Raw genomic sequence first — 20,528 nt, 5'->3', positions numbered from 1 at the left:
TGTATGATTGAACCCGCATGGCTCCCGCACCGTTTGGGGAAGCGCTGAGGGTTCATTTTTATATTCAGAAAGAGAATAAACGTGGCAAAAAACATTCAAGCCATTCGCGGCATGAACGATTATCTGCCTGGCGAAACCGCCATCTGGCAGCGCATTGAAGGCACACTCAAAAACGTGCTCGGCAGCTACGGTTACAGTGAAATCCGCTTGCCGATTGTAGAGCAGACCCCGTTATTCAAACGCGCGATCGGTGAAGTTACTGACGTGGTTGAAAAAGAGATGTACACCTTTGAGGACCGTAACGGCGATAGCCTGACATTGCGTCCCGAAGGGACGGCGGGCTGTGTACGCGCCGGCATCGAACATGGTCTCCTGTACAATCAGGAACAGCGTCTGTGGTATATCGGGCCGATGTTCCGCCACGAACGTCCGCAGAAAGGACGTTATCGTCAATTCCATCAGCTGGGTGTCGAAGTGTTTGGCCTGCAAGGCCCGGACATTGATGCCGAGTTGATCCTGCTCACTGCGCGCTGGTGGCGTGCGCTGGGTATTTCTGAGCATGTCAGCCTTGAGCTGAACTCTATCGGTTCACTTGAAGCTCGTGCTAACTATCGTGATGCGCTGGTTGCCTTCCTCGAACAGCATAAAGAGAAGCTGGACGAAGACTGCAAACGCCGTATGTACACCAATCCGCTGCGTGTTCTGGATTCCAAAAATCCGGAAGTGCAGGCGTTGCTCAACGACGCCCCGGCGCTGGGTGATTATCTGGACGACGACTCACGCGAACACTTCGCGGGTCTGTGCAAGCTGCTTGAAGCCGCAGGTATTGCCTACACCGTCAACCAACGTCTGGTGCGCGGCCTTGACTACTACAACCGTACCGTCTTTGAATGGGTCACTAACAGCCTGGGCTCGCAAGGCACCGTATGTGCGGGTGGTCGTTATGACGGTCTGGTGGAGCAACTTGGCGGTCGCGCAGCCCCGGCAGTCGGTTTTGCCATGGGCCTCGAACGACTTGTTTTGCTTGTTCAGGCAGTTAATCCGGAATTTAACGTCGATCCTGTTGTCGATATATACCTGGTCGCTTCAGGCGTTGATACGCAGTCTGCTGCAATGATCTTCGCTGAACGTCTGCGTGATGAAATTCCAGGCGTAAAACTGATGACAAACCACGGCGGCGGCAACTTTAAAAAACAGTTTGCCCGTGCCGACAAATGGGGCGCCAGCGTTGCATTGGTGCTGGGTGAGACTGAAGTGGCCGACGGTACTGTGGTTGTGAAGGATTTGCGCTCTGGTGAGCAAACGACAGTCGCGCAGGATAGCGTTGCCGCACATTTGCGCACTTTGACTCGTTAAGGAGAAGGACAGCGTGGAAATTTACGAGAACGAAAACGATCAGATTGATGCGATCAAACGTTTCTTTGCTGAGAACGGTAAAGCGCTGGTTGTTGGGGTTATTTTAGGGGTTGGTGCGCTGGTAGGTTGGCGCTACTGGACCAGCCATCAGACGGAGTCTGCACGTTCTGCTTCTCTGGCCTATCAAAATGCGGTAACCGCAGTGAGTGCGGGCAAACCGGAGAGCCTTCCTGCTGCGGAGAAATTTGCTGCAGAAAACAAAAATACTTACGGCGCGCTGGCCTCTATGGAACTGGCGCAGCAGTTTGTTGATAAAAATGAACTTGAGAAAGCCGCTGCCCAGTTACAACAGGGGTTGACGGCCACCAGCGATGAGAATCTCAAAGCGGTGATCAATCTGCGTCTGGCCCGCGTTCAGATGCAACTCAAGCAAGCGGATACTGCGCTGAAAACGCTCGACACCATCAAAGGTGAAGGGTGGGCAGCCATTGTAGCCGATTTGCGTGGAGAAGCATTGCTGAGTAAAGGCGATAAACAAGGCGCGCGTAGTGCATGGGAAGCAGGCGTGAAGAGCGACGCTACCCCAGCGCTGAGCGAAATGATGCAGATGAAAATCAATAATTTGTCCATCTGAGAGGGACCCGATGCAATTGCGTAAATTACTTCTGCCAGGGCTGCTTTCCGTGAGCCTGGTGAGCGGCTGTTCACTGTTTAGTGGCGAAGAAGATATCGTTAAGATGTCCCCGTTACCTGTAGTTGAAAATCAGTTTCAACCGTCTACGGCCTGGAGCACCTCTGTAGGCAACGGTATTGGTGATTTCTATTCCAATCTTCATCCTGCTCTGGCGGATAACGTCGTCTATGCAGCCGATCGTGCTGGCGTTGTTAAGGCACTGAATGCAGACGATGGCAAAGAGGTCTGGTCTGTTAATCTGGGAGAGAAAGACGGGTGGTTCTCCAGAGCCTCTGCGCAACTCTCTGGCGGTGTGACCGTTTCTGGCGGCCATGTTTATATCGGCAGCGAAAAAGCGCAGGTGTATGCCTTGAATACCAGCGACGGTACGCCAGCATGGCAGACGAAAGTCGCCGGTGAAGCGTTGTCCCGTCCAGTGGTCAGTGATGGCGTGGTGCTGATTCATACCAGCAACGGTCAACTCCAGGCGTTAAACGAGGCTGACGGTGCTATCAAATGGACCGTTAACCTTGATATGCCGTCGCTCTCTCTGCGCGGTGAGTCTGCTCCAGCGACCGCTTATGGCGCTGCGATTGTGGGTGGCGATAATGGCCGTGTAAGTGCGGTACTGATGCAGCAGGGCCAGATGATTTGGCAGCAGCGTATTTCGCAAACTACAGGGACGACTGAAATTGACCGCCTGAGCGACGTTGATACGACGCCGGTCATCGTCAATGGCGTCGTTTACGCGCTGGCTTATAATGGTAACCTGACGGCGCTTGATCTGCGCAGCGGTCAGATTATGTGGAAACGCGAGCTGGGTTCGGTGAATGACTTTATCGTCGACGGCAACCGTATTTACCTCGTTGACCAGAATGACCGTGTCATGGCGTTGACCACTGACGGTGGCGTAACCCTGTGGACACAAAGCGATCTCCTGCACCGTCTGCTGACCTCACCAGCGCTGTATAATGGCAACTTAGTGGTCGGCGATAGCGAAGGCTATCTGCACTGGCTCAACGTTGAAGATGGTCGTTTCGTGGCTCAGCAAAAAGTAGACGGCTCCGGTTTACTGACCGAACCGGTATCGGCTGATGGTAAACTGCTGCTCCAGGCAAAAGACGGCACGCTGTATTCTATTACGCGTTAACCGTCACGGCCGCTCGCTTTGAAAAACGGCTCCTGGTGCAGGGGCCGTTTTACTGTTTTTAACAACGGCATAAAATGTGCGCGTTGTCTGATGATTTTTTAAATGAGGCTTTAAACATGGTACCTGTGGTCGCGCTTGTCGGGCGCCCTAACGTCGGAAAATCCACGTTATTTAACCGTCTAACTCGCACCCGAGATGCGCTGGTTGCGGATTTCCCGGGTCTGACTCGTGACCGTAAGTACGGTCGTGCGGAAGTTGAAGGCCGCGAGTTTATCTGCATTGATACCGGTGGTATTGATGGCACTGAAGACGGTGTCGAGACGCGTATGGCGGAACAGTCGCTGCTGGCGATTGAAGAAGCCGATGTGGTGTTGTTCATGGTTGATGCGCGAGCAGGGCTGATGCCAGCCGATGAAGCCATCGCCCAGCATCTGCGTTCTCGCCAGAAACCAACATTCCTCGTGGCAAACAAAACTGACGGACTTGATCCTGACCAGGCGATTGTCGATTTCTATTCACTGGGTTTAGGTGAAATCCACCCGATTGCTGCATCCCATGGGCGTGGCGTACTGAGCCTGCTGGAACACGTGCTGCTGCCGTGGATGGATGATGTTGCTCCGCAGGAAGAAGTCGATGAAGATGCGGAGTATTGGGCTAAACTTGCAGCCGAAGAAAACGGTGAAGAAGAGCCGGAAGATGATTTCAACCCGCAAGACTTGCCGATCAAGCTGGCTATCGTTGGCCGCCCGAACGTAGGTAAGTCTACACTCACTAACCGTATTTTGGGTGAAGATCGTGTTGTCGTTTATGACATGCCGGGCACGACGCGTGACAGCATCTATATTCCGATGGAGCGCGATGAGCGTGAGTATGTACTGATTGATACTGCGGGTGTTCGCAAACGCGGTAAAATCACTGACGCAGTAGAAAAATTCTCCGTTATCAAAACGTTGCAGGCGATTGAAGACGCCAACGTGGTGATGCTGGTGATTGACGCTCGCGAAGGTATTTCCGATCAGGATCTGTCGCTGCTGGGCTTCATCCTCAATAGTGGGCGCTCACTTGTTATTGTGGTGAACAAATGGGATGGCCTGAGCCAGGAAGTTAGAGAGCAGGTAAAAGAGACGCTGGACTTCCGTCTGGGCTTTATCGACTTTGCCCGCGTACACTTTATTTCTGCCTTGCACGGCAGCGGTGTAGGCAACCTGTTTGAATCTATCCGTGAGGCTTACGACAGCTCAACGCGTCGCGTGAGCACGGCGATGCTGACCCGTATCATGACGATGGCGGCAGAAGATCACCAGCCGCCGCTGGTGCGTGGTCGTCGCGTGAAGTTGAAATATGCCCATGCCGGTGGTTATAACCCGCCAATCGTGGTGATCCACGGTAACCAGGTGAAAGATTTACCGGACTCCTACAAGCGTTATCTGATGAACTACTTCCGTAAGTCGCTGGAAGTCATGGGGACGCCGATCCGCATTCAGTTTAAGGAAGGGGAAAACCCGTATGCCAACAAACGCAATACGCTGACCCCAACCCAGATGCGTAAGCGTAAGCGTCTGATCAAGCACATCAAGAAAAGCAAGTAATCTGTTCACCCTCTCCGTTCCGGGGAGGGTGTCATCAACAGGATTGTGAGGAGGATGTATGGAACTCATTTGTCCCGTCTGTCATCAGGCACTGGAACGCAATGGTGAAACCGCGCACTGTGCGTCATGTGAAAAAGATTTCAAACTGGAAGCACGCTGCCCGGATTGCCATCAGCCCCTGCAGGTTTTAAAAGCCTGTGGCGCGGTGGATTATTTTTGCCAGAATGGTCACGGTCTTATTTCAAAAAAACGGGTTGAGTTCGTCATTAATAACGAGTAACGCGATTACTGACTCGCGGGCTTACGTTTTCGGGGAGCTTTCACTGGCTTAATGTCGGTTATCTGGCTCTCCACCCAGCCATCTTTCAGGCGAGTGGTCATTGTTTCTCCTGCCTTCACCTGCTTAACCTGCTTCAGCACCGCGCCATCGGCAGTGCGGGTCACGCTATAACCACGCGCCAGTGTAGAAAGTGGACTGACGGCCTCAAGGTGGGTCACGGCGTTACCGAAGCGTTCACGCGTGGCGCTCAGCTTCGTTCGGAACGTTTCCGCCAGGCGATATTCCAGCTGCTGGATACGCGTTTGGGCACGATGAATTCGCGGTTGCGGACTCTGCTGATTCAGGCGTTGAGCAAGACGTTGCTGTTGCGTTGACGCGCGTTTGAGCTGGTTCTCCAGGGCAAAACGCATCCGTTTTTGCAGACGCTCCAGCGTGGTTTGCTGGCGCGCCAGTCGTAGCTGTGGATGCTGCTGCTGTAAGCGGTGATGGAGCTGGGTAAAACGGCGGGCGCGGTTGGCGAGATAATAATCCATCGCCATCTCCAGCCGCTGCTGTGCAGACTGCACCTGGCGCAGTAATTCTTGCTGATTTCGACTGACGATTTCCGCAGCAGCGGAAGGTGTCGGTGCCCGCAGGTCGGCAACAAAATCAGCAATCGTGACGTCGGTTTCGTGGCCGACGGCGCTGACCACCGGAATCTGGCTTGCAAAAATGGCCCGTGCAACGCGTTCGTCGTTGAAGCTCCATAAATCTTCCAGCGAACCGCCGCCACGCCCGACAATCAACACGTCACACTCGTTGCGGGCGTTCGCCAGTTCAATGGCGCGGACGATTTGCCCCGGTGCGTCATCGCCCTGTACGGCCGTTGGGTAAATGATCACCGGCAGTGACGGATCGCGACGTTTCAGGACGTGGAGAATATCGTGCAGCGCAGCCCCGGTTTTAGAGGTAATCACCCCTACGCAGTGTGCGGGGGAGGGAAGTGGTTTCTTTAACTGCTGATCGAAAAGACCTTCAGCCTGCAACGTTGCTTTTAGCTGCTCATATTTCTGCTGAAGTAACCCTTCACCCGCGGGCTGCATGCTTTCGACAATAATTTGATAGTCGCCGCGTGGTTCATAAAGCGTAATATTGGCGCGCACCAGAACTTGCTGACCGTGCTGTGGACGAAAGGTGACGCGGCGGTTGCTGTTGCGAAACATGGCGCAGCGGACCTGGGCGGTGTCGTCTTTTAGCGTGAAGTACCAGTGACCGGAAGAGGGCTGGGTAAAATTTGAGATTTCGCCGCTGATCCATACCTGCCCCATTTCCTGTTCAAGTAACAAACGAACCGTCTGGTTGAGGCGGGTGACAGTAAAAATTGAGGTGGTTTGAGCGGATAACATGTGAGCGGGATCAAATTCTAAATCAGCAGGTTATTCAGTCGATAGTAACCCGCCCACAGAGGAGCGCAAGTATTATTTGCAAAAAAGTGTGGAAGCAATCGGTTCCGCTCTGTATAATGCCACGGCAATATTTAACCACCCCCAGGTCAGAGATATTGCCCATGCTACGTATTGCTAAAGAAGCTTTGACGTTTGACGACGTCCTCCTCGTTCCCGCTCATTCTACCGTTCTGCCGAATACTGCCGATCTCAGCACGCAGTTAACGAAAACCATTCGCCTGAACATTCCTATGCTCTCTGCAGCAATGGACACCGTGACGGAAGCGCGTCTGGCGATTGCCCTGGCGCAGGAAGGCGGCATCGGTTTTATCCACAAGAACATGTCTATTGAGCGCCAGGCTGAAGAAGTTCGCCGCGTGAAAAAACATGAGTCTGGTGTTGTGACCGACCCACAGACTGTCCTGCCTACCACCACGCTGCGTGAAGTCAAAGAGCTGACCGAACGTAATGGTTTTGCCGGTTACCCGGTCGTCACTGAAGATTACGAACTGGTTGGCATTATCACCGGTCGTGATGTTCGTTTTGTGACCGACCTGAACCAGCCGGTGAGCGTATACATGACGCCGAAAGAGCGTCTGGTCACCGTTCGTGAAGGCGAAGCCCGTGACGTAGTGTTAGCGAAAATGCACGAAAAACGCGTTGAAAAAGCCCTGGTAGTTGACAGTGGTTTCCATCTGCGCGGCATGATTACCGTAAAAGACTTCCAGAAAGCGGAACGTAAACCGAACTCCTGTAAAGATGAGCATGGCCGTTTGCGCGTTGGCGCTGCAGTCGGCGCGGGCGCGGGCAACGAAGAACGCGTTGATGCGCTGGTGGCTGCCGGTGTTGACGTGCTGCTGATCGACTCCTCTCACGGCCATTCCGAAGGCGTTCTGCAACGTATTCGTGAAACCCGTGCAAAATACCCGGATCTGCAAATCATCGGTGGCAACGTGGCGACTGGCGCTGGCGCACGTGCGCTGGCTGACGCTGGCGTGAGCGCGGTGAAAGTCGGTATCGGTCCTGGTTCTATCTGTACGACTCGTATCGTTACTGGCGTCGGGGTTCCGCAGATCACTGCCGTATCTGACGCGGTTGAAGCGCTGGAAGGTACTGGTATTCCGGTTATCGCAGACGGCGGTATCCGTTTCTCAGGTGATATCGCGAAAGCGATCGCAGCAGGCGCGGCTGCCGTGATGGTCGGTTCCATGCTGGCAGGTACCGAAGAATCCCCGGGCGAAATCGAACTGTACCAGGGTCGTTCTTACAAATCTTACCGCGGTATGGGTTCCCTTGGCGCGATGTCCAAAGGTTCCTCTGACCGTTACTTCCAGAGCGATAACGCCGCTGACAAACTGGTGCCGGAAGGTATCGAAGGTCGCGTTGCCTATAAAGGTCGCCTGAAAGAGATCATTCACCAGCAGATGGGCGGCCTGCGCTCCTGTATGGGGCTGACCGGTTGTGGTACCATTGACGAGTTGCGTACCAAAGCAGAGTTTGTACGCATCAGCGGTGCGGGCATTCAGGAAAGTCACGTTCACGATGTGACGATCACCAAAGAGTCCCCGAACTACCGTCTGGGCTCCTGATTTTCTTCGCCCGACCTTGTGTCGGGCGATTTATTTAATCTGTTTCACTTGCCTCGGAATTAGCGTCAATGACGGAAAACATTCATAAACATCGCATTCTCATCCTGGATTTCGGTTCTCAGTACACTCAGCTGGTGGCGCGTCGCGTGCGTGAACTTGGCGTTTACTGCGAACTGTGGGCATGGGATGTTACGGAAGCACAAATTCGCGAATTCAATCCAAGCGGCATCATCCTTTCCGGCGGTCCGGAAAGTACCACTGAAGACAATAGCCCACGCGCACCGCAGTACGTGTTTGAAGCGGGTGTTCCGGTCTTCGGCGTTTGCTATGGCATGCAGACCATGGCAATGCAGTTGGGCGGTCATGTTGAAAGCTCTAACGAACGTGAATTCGGTTACGCGCAGGTTGAAGTGAAAACCGACAGCGCCCTGACGCGTGGTATTGAAGATTCCCTGACCGCAGAGGGTAAACCGCTGCTGGATGTGTGGATGAGCCACGGCGACAAAGTGACCGCGATTCCGGCTGACTTTGTCACGGTCGCCAGCACCGAAACCTGCCCGTTCGCCATTATGGCCAATGAAGAAAAACGCTTCTATGGCGTGCAGTTCCACCCGGAAGTGACTCACACGCGTCAGGGCCTGCGTATGCTGGAGCGCTTTGTGCGCGACATCTGCCAGTGTGAAGCGCTGTGGACCCCGGCGAAAATTATCGACGACGCCGTTGCCCGCATCCGCGAGCAGGTGGGCGACGATAAAGTGATCCTCGGTCTTTCCGGTGGCGTGGACTCCTCTGTCACTGCAATGCTACTGCATCGCGCTATTGGCAAAAACCTGACCTGCGTCTTCGTGGATAACGGTCTTCTGCGCCTGAACGAAGCCGAGCAGGTGATGGACATGTTTGGTGACCATTTCGGTCTGAACATCGTTCACGTGGAAGGCGAAAAACGCTTCCTCGATGCGCTGGCGGGTGAAAACGATCCGGAAGCGAAACGTAAAATTATCGGCCGCGTCTTTGTTGAAGTCTTCGACGAAGAAGCTCTGAAACTGGAAGACGTGAAATGGCTGGCGCAGGGCACCATCTATCCGGACGTTATCGAGTCTGCGGCTTCCGCGACCGGTAAAGCACACGTCATCAAATCTCACCACAACGTGGGCGGCTTGCCGAAAGAGATGAAGATGGGTCTGGTTGAGCCGCTGCGTGAGCTGTTCAAAGATGAAGTGCGTAAAATTGGTCTGGAACTGGGCCTGCCGTACAACATGCTCTACCGTCACCCGTTCCCGGGGCCAGGTCTTGGCGTTCGCGTGCTGGGCGAAGTGAAGAAAGAGTACTGCGACCTGCTGCGTCGTGCGGATGCTATCTTCATCGAAGAGCTGCATAAAGCTGACCTGTACAACAAAGTGAGCCAGGCGTTCACCGTCTTCCTGCCGGTACGTTCTGTGGGCGTGATGGGCGATGGCCGTAAGTACGACTGGGTTGTTTCCCTGCGTGCTGTCGAAACCATCGACTTCATGACTGCGCACTGGGCGCATCTGCCGTATGACTTCCTGGGCCGAGTCTCCAACCGCATCATCAACGAAGTGAACGGCATCTCCCGCGTGGTGTATGACATCAGCGGCAAGCCGCCAGCTACGATTGAGTGGGAATAATTACGAGTCCCTCTGCTTTGTTCATGCGCAGGAAAAAATGAAATCAACCCTCTGTTTTTACAGAGGGTTTTTTATGTGTGTTATAAATTCCCAGACGTTGAAAATTATGTGGGATAAATATATTTATAAAATCTATCAAATAAAATGACAACATTTAAATGATTTATATATGATGATGGAAATTGCTCAGAAGCAGCACTCTGGTCAATGATTTTGCGCTTTTAGGATATTTTAAATATAGTATTGGAATATCTTTTTCTAACCATAAATAAAGTGAATTATATAAAGCGTTTGGTCTTAGGTGTAAAATCATTATGTATTTAATTATATAACGATGTGCATTTTTCAGATGCAGATGATAATATTTGGTGCTGTCAAAATTTTATTCGTAGTAGTGCTTTTTATTTAGTTTAATAATCCAGTGTTGGGGGTTTAACTCACTATTTTTAGTGTTATTTTTGCTTTAATCTCTCGCTGTTTCTGAATTGAGACGTCATTCATAGTTTCTTCTTTGTCTGTTTCTTCTTCCTTTTCAATTGATGAATGTCAATAAGTCACCTGTGGTGCCTATTTAATGTCTACCTATAAAAGGGTATTTAGGCTTGCCAGGGTATACGATGAAAAAAACAAATAGAATAGTTATATGGATGGTGCTTCTGGGGGCCATTCTTGGGGTGTTTGTTATTTTGGCCGCGCAATGGACATTGCATAAAACGTCCAGCACGGAATTTTGTTTGTCGTGTCATACGATGCAGGCACCTTATGAGGAATATCAGGGGTCCAAACATTTTCAGAACCAGAAGGGGATCCGTGCGGAGTGCGCAGATTGTCACCTTCCGCAAGGTGGTGTGGATTACCTGTTCGCTAAGTTGCGTGCTTCGAAAGATATCTATCACCAGTTCATTACCAAAAAGATCGATACCCCCGAAAAATTTGAAGACCATCGTCTGGAAATGGCGCAAACAGTATGGGCAGAACTCAAAGCCAGTGACTCAGCGACCTGCCGCAGTTGTCACAGTATGGATGCCATGGATCTCGAAGCGCAAAGCGCGGACGCCCGAAAGATGCATGAGATGGGCGCTAAGGAAAAACAAACCTGTATCGACTGCCACAAAGGGGTCGCCCACTTTCCTCCAGAAATAAAAATGGACGATACCGCGTTACAGGGGCTTGAAGCACAGGCGGCCTCAACTCCTGCATCAACGAAAGAGCTCTATGTTGTCAGCGCTGGCGCGCTTGGCGATCTGGCGACGCTTTATCCGGCGACGCAACTGCATGTGCTGAAAACCACCGGAACCTCGCGTCATGTTGAAATTCGCGGTAGCCAGATGCAGGGCAGTGAACAGGTCATTTATTACGCGGCAGGCCAGCGACTTGTTCTTGCCAGTCTGAGTGAAAAAGGACAACAGGCGCTGAACGTACTCTCTGACTGGAAGAAAGATGAGTATGGCAATGCGTGGCGGGACGTCGCGCTACAGGGGGAGTGGAATGCTTCTGCCCTGGCCAGTCGTGAACCGATGTGGGATTACGCGCGTAAGCTCGACAATGTGTATTGCGCAGGTTGTCATGCGCCGATCCCCGCGAAGCACTTTACCCTCAATGCCTGGCCTTCAGTGGCAAAAGGGATGGGAGCACGAACCAACATCAGTGAAAACGAGCTGGATATTCTGAGTCGTTATTTCCAGTACAACGCAAAAGACATGAATAAATAAGCGACAACTCCAGGAGAAATCATGAAACTCACAAGACGTGACTTTATCAAAACGGCTGGCGCGGCAACCGGGACTATGGCGATTTCTTCAATGATCCCGATGCCCGCCTGGGCAGCAGGACCGGGAGGCGGCGCAGTTCTGACAGCGGCGCGCTGGGGGGCTGTTTATGTCGAAGTCAAAGACGGGAAGGTTGTCTCTTCGAAAGGGGCATTACAAAAAACAATTCCTAACTCATTGCAACAGACAGCCCCTGATCAGGTTCATACCAGCGCGCGTATAAAATACCCGATGGTGCGTAAAAGCTATCTGGAAAATCCAGGAAAGGCCGATGGTAAACGGGGAAGCGATCCTTTTGTCCGTGTGAGTTGGGAGCAGGCGCTTAAACTTATCCATGAGCAGCACAGCCGGATCCGTAGCAGCTATGGCCCTGCCTCGGTGTTTGCGGGTTCTTATGGCTGGCGTTCCAGCGGTGTGCTGCACAAAGCACAAACCCTGTTGCAACGTTACATGAGCATGGCGGGGGGCTACGCAGGTCATTCCGGTGATTATTCTACCGGTGCGGCGCAAGTGATCCTGCCTTATGTCGTCGGATCGGTGGAAGTCTACGAACAGCAGACAACGTGGCCGATGATTCTTGAACACAGCCAGGTTGTGGTGCTGTGGGGGATGAATCCGCTCAATACATTAAAAATTGCCTGGAGTAGCACTGACGAGCAGGGACTTGAGTACTTTAATTTGCTCAAAAAATCCGGGAAGAGCGTGATTGCTATTGACCCAATGCGATCTGAAACCATTGAATTTTTTGGTGATAATGCCACCTGGATTGCGCCGCACATGGGGACTGATGTTGCGATGATGCTGGGCATTGCACATACGCTGGTGAAAAAGGGTCTGCATGATAAGGCCTTCCTGGAGAAATACACGACCGGTTATCCACAGTTTGAAGAGTACCTGCTGGGTAAAAGCGATAAAACAGAGAAAACCGCGCAGTGGGCCGCGGGCGTATGCGGTGTACCTGCAGAGCAAATCGAGAAACTGGCGGAAATCTTCTCCGGTAATAAAACCATGCTCATGGCGGGTTGGGGCATTCAGCGTCAGCAGTATGGCGAGCAAAAACACTGGATGCTGGTGACACTGGCTGCCATGTTGGGGCAAATCGGCACGGAAGGGGGCGGCTTTGGTTTCTCCTACCATTATTCTAACGGTGGTAACCCGACGCGTACGGGTGGGGTATTACCTGCAATTTCAGCGAAGATTGAAGGCGGCTCCTCTGCAGGCAATGACTGGGCGGTCTCCGACGCGGTGACGAGCCTTCCTGTCGCACGAATTGTTGAAGCGCTCGAAAACCCGGATGGAAAATATCAGCATAATGGTAAAGAACAAACCTTCCCGAATATCAAAATGATCTGGTGGGCAGGTGGTGGGAACTTTACGCACCACCAGGATACGAACCGCTTAATTAAAGCGTGGCAGAAACCGGAGCTGGTCGTCATTTCTGAGTGCTACTGGACTGCGGCAGCCAAACACGCTGATATTGTTCTGCCGATTACCACATCGTTTGAACGTAACGATCTCACCATGACCGGGGATTACAGTAACCAGCATCTGGTGCCAATGAAGCAGGTTATTGAACCTCAATTTGAAGCGCGCAATGACTTTGATGTGTTTGCCGATTTGGCGGAGATGCTCAAAGCGGGCGGTAAAGCTGTCTATACCGAAGGCAAAGATGAAATGGCGTGGCTGAAGCAATTCTACGACGCTGCGCAAAAGGCCGCGCGTACGCAGCGTGTGGCGATGCCTCAGTTCAATACCTTCTGGCAACAGAATAAATTGATCGAGATGCGCGAGAACGAGAAGAATAACAAGTATGTGCGCTATGCTGATTTCCGCAGCGACCCGGTGATGAATGCACTTGGCACACCAAGTGGAAAGATTGAGCTCTACTCGAAAACGATTGAAGGATATCACTACAAAGATTGTCCGCCGCATGCTTCATGGCTAGAACCAGATGAGTGGAAAGGCTCAGCGGATAAGGATCAGCTGCAGTTGCTGACCGCGCATCCTGCGCATCGTCTGCACAGTCAGCTGAATTACGCTTCACTGCGTAAAGAGTACGCCATTGCTAATCGTGAGCCAGTGACAATTCACCCGGATGATGCGAAGGCTCGCGGTATATCCGATGGTGATTTGGTTCGGGTATGGAACGGTCGCGGACAAGTGCTGGTGGGTGCGCGCGTCAGTGATGGAATCAAACCCGGGATTATCTGCATTCATGAAGGGGCCTGGCCGGACCTGGAGAATGGGATCTGTAAAAATGGCGGCGCTAACGTACTGACTGCGGATATTCCGACTTCCCGACTGGCGAACGGCTGCGCGGGTAATACGTCACTGGTCTACGCAGAAAAATTCACCGGCGAAGCGCCAAAACTGACCGCGTTTGACGAGCCTGCGATTGTCACTTTGTAAACGGTGCATTGTCAGTTTATCTGAACAAAACGGGAGTCTGCGTACTCCCGTTTTTACTGCCCAATGCCAGGGTTGAATAAAAATATATTAAATTACAACGATGTGGGGAGTTTTTAGTCGCGAACAGATTATGACTGTGATGGCGTTTCAGTCGTCAGGGTTGATTGTTGTGATTCTTTTTTATCCTGATGATGATGCCAGGCGCCAATAGAAGAGTAGACGAAACGTCCAAAAAAGAAGAGAAAACTGATAAGCAGTACGATACGTGTCATGCGAGTGTTAAATCGATGTCGTTTTCGCATACTGGTTGCCTGACTCACAAAAGGTTCCTTAGGGTGGGCCCAACGCGTGGGCGATAATGACATTAAGGCACACTGTGGGGCGATGGTCAATTCTTCATTATGTAAAATTACGTCAGTCAATTTATCTTTTAATGTTATGAGAAATAAATTTAATATTTAAATAAATAATAACTTAATGATAAAACAGCAGAAATAAAGGAATAATTAATTAGTGATAAGTGAGTTATTTGACATAAGTCAAATGTTACACGCTGACGATAACTAAAATCTATGCTCCACAATTGTGATGAGTTTTTCATCATTGTTCTGACGTCAGGTGGGATGCCTGTCTGAATAAAGCCTTCAGGAAACGGAGGTTCTGCTGAGCATCTATGAGCCTTAAGAAATTATATATTCGTATCAGAGATAAATGGTGGGCACTGCCTCTTGTCTTGCCCTCTTTGTTATTACCCATATTGAGCAATACCAATACCTTTGCAAGTACTGCAACAGGTAATGTCGTGCTGTTTTATCTGCCTTTGGCATTAATGTTAAGCCTGATGCTATTTTTCGGCTGGGCGGCGTTACCCGGAATTGCAATTGCCATCTTCTGGTATAAATTTTCGCAGGTAGGATGGTATGAGACGCTGCCCATTATCATTCACTTTGTGGTAACGGTAGTGCTCAGTTGGGGAGGGTATCATGTGTTCGCCCCGCGGCGTGGGCATGTCTATCATGGCGATGTGCGATTAGTCTTTCAGCGAATGTTCTGGCAGGTAGTTTTCCCGGCATCGCTGTTTTTAGTCATATTTCAATTTGCCGCCTTTGTAGGAATGTATGATAGCAAACCCCATCTGATGGGAGTCATGCCTTTCAATATTAACGCATTGATTGATTATCAGGCGCTACTGGTCGGAAATCTTGTCGGGGTTCCGCTGTGCTATTTGATCATTCGAATTATTCGAAATCCTTGTTATTTATATGGTTATTTTTCGCAGCTTAAACTACAAATTGATGCGAAAGTAACGAAAAAAGAAATAGCTATCTGGCTGATAGTATTGGGTATGCTGATGGTTTTGTTATGCATGCCTTTAAATGAAGATAGCTCAATACTTAGCACAAACTATACGTTGTCACTCCTGTTACCCGTTATGTTATGGGGGGCAATGCGCTACGGTTATAAATTTATTTCGCCGTTATGGGCGATCATACTCATAGTATCGATAAATTATTATCACCGTTATATGCCGTTGTATTCCGGATACGATACCCAACTGGCTATTACCTCTTCGAGCTATCTGGTTTTTTCATTTATTGTGAATTATATGGCGATCCTGGCGACGCGCCAGAGGATTGTCAGTAGCCGTGCTCGCCGTCTCGCTTACCTTGATCCTGTTGTGCATCTTCCCAATTTACGCGCTCTGAATCGGGCTCTCAAAAGCGCACCCTGGTCTGCCCTCTGCTATTTGCGTGTGCCAGGAATGGAATTACTCATTAAAAATTATGGGATTATGTTGCGCATTCAATACAAGCAACAACTATCCCACTGGATCTCCCCCTTGCTGGCGCAAGATGAGTATGTGTTTCAACTGTCCGGCAACGATTTGGTGCTGCGTCTGAATACCGAATCCCACCAGCAGCGGATAGAAGCACTGGATAACCATATAAAGCAATTTCGATTTGCATGGGATGGAATGCCAATGCAGCCGCAGATTGGGGTCAGTTACTGCTATGTCCGCTCGCCTGTTAACCATATCTATCTGTTACTGGGTGAATTAAGTACCGTTGCCGAACTTTCGATCGTGACAAATACGCCGGAGAATCTACAACGTCGCGGCGCCATGAATTTGCAGCGCGGACTGAAAGACAAAGTGGCGATGATGAATCTTCTGCAACGGGCGCTGGAGTACGATCGCTTTTGTCTGATGGCTCAACCTATTCAGGGCGTTCGCGGTGATGTCTATCATGAAATTCTGCTGCGGCTTAAAGACCAGAACGGCGGGATGATTAATCCCGATATTTTTCTGCCTGTCGCTCATGAATTTGGTTTGTCTTCCAGTATCGATCTCTGGGTTATCGAACATACATTGCAGTTTATGGCGGTGAATCGGCAAAAAATGCCTGCCCGGCGTTTTGCCATCAATCTGTCGCCGACATCAGTGTGTCGTGCCCGTTTCCCCATTGAGGTGAGTAAGCTGCTGACTCATTATCAGGTTGAAGCCTGGCAGCTGATATTTGAGGTTACGGAGAGTAATGCACTTGCCGATGCCGAGCATGCGCAAACGACCCTGTCGCAATTACAGCAACTGGGCTGTCAGATTGCTATTGATGATTTTGGTACCGGGTATGCCAGCTATGCGCGTCTGAAAAACGTGAACGCAAATATTCTCAAAATTGACGGCAGTTTTATTCGCAATATCGTCTCGAACAGCCTCGACTATCAGATTGTGGCTTCCATTTGCCATCTGGCGCGCATGAAAAAGATGTTGGTGGTGGCTGAGCACGTAGAAAGTGAAGAGATACGCAACGCGGTGATCTCGCTGGGTATCGATTACCTGCAGGGTTATCTGATAGGGGAGCCGCAGCGACTGGAAGATACGTTGGAGAAACAAGCGCCGGAGTCCTCCGGCGCCTGAATGAGGATCATGCCGCAATATCGGGCGAGCTTTCTTCTTCTTCAATGGTCAGACGCCAGCCGGTTACGGCTTCCCAGTATTGCTGTTCTCTTTCCAGATCGAGCAAAACCAGCGCGTTCTGGCTGAACCAGTCGTGCGGGAAACGTAAAATCCAGTGACTGTCGTGGGTTATCAGCGTTAGCGTTGGTGGCGTAGTCGTTGCCTGACGCTGATTGTTCAGCAGGACGCCGAGGCGCAACAGCTGGATGAGCGGCAGAAACTGCTTCTTCTTAAACAGTGTAAACCGGGGCAAATCATCCAGTTTTACGCCTTTACGATGGTAACGAACTAAAGTCGCCATCATCATTTGCTGTTCCTGGTTAAAACCGGGCAGATCGCTGTGTTGAAGAATATAGGCGGAATGGCGGTGCAGACCGCTATGGTTGATGTTCAGCCCAACTTCATGCAGCATCGCCGCCCATTTGAGCAAAGCTTCCAGTTGCAGGTTCACCAGTTTAGGTTGCTGCGACTGCCACTGATCATACATCTGCATCGTGGTGTCCAGCACCCGTCTTGCCTGTTCGCTGTCGATATTGTACTGGTTTGCCAGGCTACTGGCGGTACGGCTGCGCACGTCCTGATGACGGAATCGGCCTTCCATTTCATACAAGACACCTTCACGCAGCGCGCCATCGGAAAGACGCAGTTCACGAATGGCCAGCGCGTCAAATACACCGCACAAGATCGCCAGACCCGGTACAAAAACGGCTTTGCGTTCTTCCGAAAGACCCGGAAGACTGAGCGCGTCGAATGAGCGATGTTTAAGAACTTCAGCTTTCAACTTATCCAGACGCTCAGGCGTAATAAAACCATCTTTCTCGCCCATTTCCAGCAGCACTTCGTGTGCCGCTTTTATGGTGCCGGAAGCGCCCAGTGCAACGTTCCAGCCCTGGATACGGAACTGCCAGGTCAACGTTTCCAGTTTTTGCGCTGCCGCCATCCGCGCACGCTGGAAGTTCTCCTCGTTAATCACACCGCCCCGGAAGTAGAGCTGCGCAAAGCTGACGCAACCCATACGACGGCTTTCAACCAGTTTCGGTTCGAAGTTCTCGCCAATGACCAGTTCTGTTGAACCGCCACCAATATCGATAACCAGCTTGCGGCCTTTTTCCGGTTGCGTGTGTTCCACGCCCATGAAAATCAGACGGGCTTCTTCGTTACCGGAAATGATTTCAATCGGGTAGGGGATGACCTTTTCCGCACGCTTTAGAAAATCAGTGGCATTCAGTGCCTGACGTAACGTATGGGTCCCGACAATACAGACGCTCGACGGCGCGAAACCTTGCAGGCGTTCAGCAAACAAGGATAAGCAGCTTAAACCGCGTTCCATCGATTCTTCACTTAGCCTGCCGTCTTCACCGAGACCATCGGCCAGATGGACACGCTGTTTCAGCCGACCGATAATTTGCATCGCGCCATCCACAACGCGCGCAATGACCATATGGAAACTGTTTGAACCGAGGTCGACCGCAGCAAACTCCTGCGGTCGGGGTGTCCTGTCATGTATTGGCATAGCGTTAGTCTGGTTGCTCAAGTGATTTGATGTAGTCATAGATCGCCAATTGTGACTGCACTTTACGGCGATTTCCGCGCGGTACATAGCGATTACTCAGTTCTTTATCGATATAACGGGCTTTAACCGTGTCGCTAAACAGAATGTCTATAATATCAAGGACTCGCTGTTTGAGGCGAGGGTCAAGCAACGGCGTGGCAACTTCAATTCGATAATCGATGTTGCGCGTCATCCAGTCGGCGGAGGAGAGATACACCCGCTTATCGCCGCCATTCTCGAAAATATAGACCCGGTCGTGCTCAAGGTAGCGATCCACGATGCTGATCACCCGAATATTGTCGCTGATACCTTCCAGATTGGGGATCAGCGAACACATACCGCGGATCAGCAGGTTAATCTGCACGCCGGAACCGGATGCGGCATACAGTCTGTCAACCAGCCCTTTATCGACCAGGTTATTGAGTTTCAGTGTGATGCCCGACGGTAATCCCTGTTGTGCATTAGAAATTTCCCGGTCGATCATCTCATACAGCAGGCGACGGGAGTTTTGCGGCGAAACCAGCAGGTAATCGAATGTCACCGGACGATAGGGGTTCTCGATAAAATTGAACACCCGACGCACTTCGTTGGTGATCCTCGCATCCGCAGTCAGTAATGAATAGTCGGTATACAGACGCGCTGTTTTTTCGTTGAAGTTCCCGGTGCCGATGTGTGCGTAACGCACCACGTCATCGCCTTCTTTACGCGAGATGAGGAACAGCTTGGCGTGGATTTTCAGCCCCGGCGCAGAGAAGATCACATGGACGCCAGCCTCGGTCAGACGTTTAGCCCAGTGAATATTGGCTTCCTCATCGAAACGGGCCTGCAATTCCACAACCACGGTCACTTTTTTACCGTTATGGGCGGCGTGAATCATCGCGTCAATAATGCGCGAGTCTTTCGCCACGCGATAAATATTAATTTTTATCGCCAGAACACTCGGATCAAAAGAGGCCTGACGCAGCAGTTCCAGCACATGCTCAAAGGTATGGTATGGATAATAGAGCAGCACATCTTGCTCACGAATGGCGTCAAAGCCATTGCGGAACTTTTCTTTATCGAACCAGATATGGCGCTGCCGCGGTAGCGGTTTATTCACCAGGTTGGCTTTGCCCACATTGGGGAAATTAATAAAGTCTTTGAAATTATGGTAACGCCCGCCGGGAACAATCGAGTCATAGCGGGAAATGGTCAGTTTTTCGCGCAGAACTTCCACCAGCGCATTAGGCATATCACGTTGATAGACAAAACGAACCGGCTCTGCTGTCAGACGTTGCTTCAGGCTGGAGGACATCAACTCCATCAGACTGGATTCCATTTCGTGCACCAAATCGTATTCGGCGTCACGGGTCATCTTCATGGAATACGCATTGAGGGCATCGTAATCAAAGAACCCTTTGAAGATATCGTCGAGGCAGTAGCGCAGAATGTTATCCAGCAAAATCATCGGTTTGCGACGACGTGGCGCTTCCGGCGGCAGATTCACAAAACGAGGAACCTTGTCGGAAGGAATTTCCAGTAGCGCGTAGCGGATGGTATCTCCGCGAATAATCTCCACCGCCAGATAGGTGTAATCGTCCTTCAGAAACTGAACTAAATCCGTCTCCCGGTTGATTAAAATCGGCGTAATGTGTTGGCGAAGATAGTGTTTAAAGTAGTGGCGCAACCAGTCTTGCTGGTTTACCGACAGTTGGCGTTCGTTAATCAGGAAAATTTGATTACGCGCCATCTCCAGCAGTAATTCGTTGTACAGACCGTCAAATTCTTGATCGGCTTTCAATACGCGGGACTGGATTTTGCCTAACAGGTGACGAGAATGAGAATTTGAACCCTGTTCTTCACTAATAATGATGCGACGCTTTAATTCGGCAAAGCGGACTTTGTAGAATTCGTCAAGATTATTGGAATAGATGCCTAAAAAACGCATCCGTTCAATCAGCGGGTTTGATTTATCCGCTGCTTCCTGGAGTACGCGTTCATTGAACGCTAACCAGCTCAGTTCTTTCTCGATGTATAGCTTTTCCTGACCCATTACAACTTTTACTCCGTTTCAATCACGGGACACTGCCGGGTTATTATGGCGAGCATTAGTGTCAGATGTCCAACTGCGCCAGAAGAGTATGACAATAAACCGT

General features: G+C 51.0%; 14 protein-coding genes. 10 read left to right on the top strand and 4 right to left on the bottom strand.

Annotated elements, in window-relative coordinates; genetic code table 11:
* Positions 1–81: 81 nt before the first annotated feature.
* The 5 genes from hisS (at position 82) to AC07NP_RS15690 (ending at position 5,048) form a co-directional block, all read left to right on the top strand.
* The gene (hisS, locus tag AC07NP_RS15710; RefSeq protein WP_494661014.1) at positions 82–1,356 is read left to right on the top strand and encodes a histidine--tRNA ligase; all 1,275 of its coding nucleotides are present in this window, start codon (positions 82–84) and stop codon (positions 1,354–1,356) included.
* A 13-nt stretch (positions 1,357–1,369) separates the two neighbouring features.
* Positions 1,370–1,990: a YfgM family protein gene (locus tag AC07NP_RS15705; protein ID WP_203360420.1), complete on the top strand. Its 621-nt coding sequence runs from the start codon at positions 1,370–1,372 to the stop codon at positions 1,988–1,990.
* 10 nt (positions 1,991–2,000) lie between these two features.
* A complete protein-coding gene (gene bamB / locus AC07NP_RS15700) occupies positions 2,001–3,179 on the top strand; it encodes an outer membrane protein assembly factor BamB (RefSeq protein WP_494661013.1) in 1,179 nt (392 codons plus the stop codon).
* Positions 3,180–3,295: 116 nt separating this feature from the next.
* Positions 3,296–4,768, top strand: coding sequence for a ribosome biogenesis GTPase Der (gene der / locus AC07NP_RS15695; protein ID WP_192613062.1), 1,473 nt, complete (start codon positions 3,296–3,298; stop codon positions 4,766–4,768).
* Positions 4,769–4,826: 58 nt separating this feature from the next.
* Positions 4,827–5,048, top strand: a complete 222-nt coding sequence (locus tag AC07NP_RS15690) for a zinc ribbon domain-containing protein (RefSeq protein WP_203360422.1) — start codon at positions 4,827–4,829, stop codon at positions 5,046–5,048.
* Between the two features lie 5 nt (positions 5,049–5,053).
* Here AC07NP_RS15690 and xseA read toward each other — a convergent pair whose 3' ends face one another.
* The gene (xseA, locus tag AC07NP_RS15685; protein ID WP_494661012.1) at positions 5,054–6,433 is read right to left on the bottom strand and encodes an exodeoxyribonuclease VII large subunit; all 1,380 of its coding nucleotides are present in this window, start codon (positions 6,431–6,433) and stop codon (positions 5,054–5,056) included.
* 161 nt (positions 6,434–6,594) lie between these two features.
* On the opposite strand from xseA, the gene guaB reads away from it, so the two are divergent.
* From guaB to AC07NP_RS15665, 4 genes are all read left to right on the top strand, one after another.
* Positions 6,595–8,061, top strand: coding sequence for an IMP dehydrogenase (gene guaB / locus AC07NP_RS15680; RefSeq protein WP_203360424.1), 1,467 nt, complete (start codon positions 6,595–6,597; stop codon positions 8,059–8,061).
* 68 nt (positions 8,062–8,129) lie between these two features.
* Positions 8,130–9,707: a glutamine-hydrolyzing GMP synthase gene (guaA, locus tag AC07NP_RS15675; RefSeq protein WP_203360425.1), complete on the top strand. Its 1,578-nt coding sequence runs from the start codon at positions 8,130–8,132 to the stop codon at positions 9,705–9,707.
* A gap of 617 nt (positions 9,708–10,324) precedes the next feature.
* Positions 10,325–11,419, top strand: a complete 1,095-nt coding sequence (locus AC07NP_RS15670) for a NapC/NirT family cytochrome c (RefSeq protein WP_494661011.1) — start codon at positions 10,325–10,327, stop codon at positions 11,417–11,419.
* 21 nt (positions 11,420–11,440) lie between these two features.
* Positions 11,441–13,885: a trimethylamine-N-oxide reductase 2 gene (locus AC07NP_RS15665; protein WP_494661010.1), complete on the top strand. Its 2,445-nt coding sequence runs from the start codon at positions 11,441–11,443 to the stop codon at positions 13,883–13,885.
* Between the two features lie 128 nt (positions 13,886–14,013).
* On the opposite strand, the gene AC07NP_RS15660 is transcribed toward AC07NP_RS15665, so the two are convergent.
* Complete coding sequence (locus tag AC07NP_RS15660; RefSeq protein ID WP_192613055.1) at positions 14,014–14,205, bottom strand: YfgG family protein; 192 nt, start codon at positions 14,203–14,205, stop codon at positions 14,014–14,016.
* A 353-nt stretch (positions 14,206–14,558) separates the two neighbouring features.
* On the opposite strand from AC07NP_RS15660, the gene AC07NP_RS15655 reads away from it, so the two are divergent.
* Complete coding sequence (locus AC07NP_RS15655; RefSeq protein WP_494661009.1) at positions 14,559–16,802, top strand: bifunctional diguanylate cyclase/phosphodiesterase; 2,244 nt, start codon at positions 14,559–14,561, stop codon at positions 16,800–16,802.
* A 7-nt stretch (positions 16,803–16,809) separates the two neighbouring features.
* On the opposite strand, the gene ppx is transcribed toward AC07NP_RS15655, so the two are convergent.
* Together ppx and ppk1 are read right to left on the bottom strand one after the other, a co-directional pair.
* The gene (gene ppx / locus AC07NP_RS15650; protein ID WP_494661008.1) at positions 16,810–18,354 is read right to left on the bottom strand and encodes an exopolyphosphatase; all 1,545 of its coding nucleotides are present in this window, start codon (positions 18,352–18,354) and stop codon (positions 16,810–16,812) included.
* 4 nt (positions 18,355–18,358) lie between these two features.
* Entirely contained in the window at positions 18,359–20,425 is a 2,067-nt protein-coding gene (gene ppk1 / locus AC07NP_RS15645; RefSeq protein WP_494661007.1) for a polyphosphate kinase 1, read from the bottom strand.
* Positions 20,426–20,528: the final 103 nt, after the last annotated feature.

The organism is Citrobacter sp. GW821-FHT07H02, assembly GCF_059418505.1.
The sequence above is the reverse complement of the archived record's forward strand: the minus strand, read 5'-3'. Positions and strand labels throughout refer to the sequence as shown.